Origin of the sequence: Streptomyces sp. MBT65 (assembly GCF_016612545.1) — a bacterium.
GTDB lineage: Bacteria > Actinomycetota > Actinomycetes > Streptomycetales > Streptomycetaceae > Streptomyces.
In genome coordinates this window covers 1-1,046 of record NZ_JAENRY010000728.1, presented here as the reverse complement: position 1 = coordinate 1,046, position 1,046 = coordinate 1, and the positions used below count along the sequence as shown (strand labels likewise).

The 1,046-nt window shown below is 71.1% G+C and carries 2 protein-coding genes; one reads left to right on the top strand and one right to left on the bottom strand.

Translation table 11 applies throughout. The features are described from left to right. Positions 1-346 (bottom strand): DUF6350 family protein (locus JHN63_RS51840; RefSeq protein WP_234478983.1); only part of this gene is annotated, 346 nt, incomplete at its 3' end. 96 nt (positions 347-442) lie between these two features. Between JHN63_RS51840 and JHN63_RS51835 the strand changes: the two genes are divergently transcribed. Next, positions 443-1,046, top strand: a 604-nt coding sequence (locus JHN63_RS51835) for a helix-turn-helix domain-containing protein (RefSeq protein WP_200692048.1), incomplete at its 3' end; no start/stop codon positions are given.

The following is a 1,046-nucleotide window of genomic DNA, read 5'->3' as shown; positions in this document are numbered from 1 at the left end:
GGGCCGCCCGGTGCAGCAGCCACAGCGGCACGGCGAGGAGGAGCAGCGGGGTGACGCCCACGGGGGCCGGGACTCCGGAGAGGGTGTCGGAGCGGACCAGTTCGACGCCGTGCGCCAGCAGCCACAGGGCGGCGGCGATGTGCAGGGCGCCGCCGGGTCCGCTGTCCGGGTACGGCGAGCTGATCCACAGCATCATCACGAGCACCGCGAACGAGCCGAGCCCGAGCCCCGCCGCGACCGCGCCACCCAAGAGGCTGGCGGCCAGTCCGGGGGATCGGTCGCGCATCCGGGTGAGCAGGGGCGACAACGACGGTCGGCGGTGGGTCATCGGCATCACGACCGCCATGCTCCCAACGACACGCGCTTTCTCGTCGTAACAGGCGAACCTCCGAAGTGTCGCTCAATATACATTTATGTACTTTTTCGTACGAAAGGGCGTCCGGTGACGCAGCCCCCTGCAACCCCGCTCCCCCCGCCCAAAGAACGCCGACGCCTGCGCGAGGCAGGCTCGCTGACACAGGCTCAGGTCGCGGCGCGGATGGGCGTCAGCCGCGAGACGGTGCGCTCGTGGGAGACCGGCCGCACCACACCACGCGGCCGGAAGCGGGAGGCGTACGCGACATTGCTCACCAGCCTGAGTAAAGACGTTCAGCCGGAAGAAGAGACCGTGCCGGAGCTTCAACAGGAGCCGCAGGAGCGGCAGGCCGAGGTCGTCGACACCCCGGCACCCGCGCCCGAACCCGAACCTGAACCGGTGCTGGTGCCCGTACCGATCGAGGAACCGCCCCGCCCACCCCTGACACCCGCTCAGGCCTTCGACGCGCTCTACGCGTTCTGCGCCCCCGCCCTGGTACGCCAGGCCTATCTGCTGACCGGGCGGCGCGAACTGGCGCGGGAGTCCGTCGAGCGGGCCTTCCAGGTCGCCTGGCAGCGCTGGCCCGAGGTGGCGGTCGACCGCGACCCGGCCGGCTGGGTGCGCTCGGTGGCGTACGAGTACGCCCTCTCCCCCTGGCACCGGTTCCGCCCCAGATACCGCCACCCGGAAC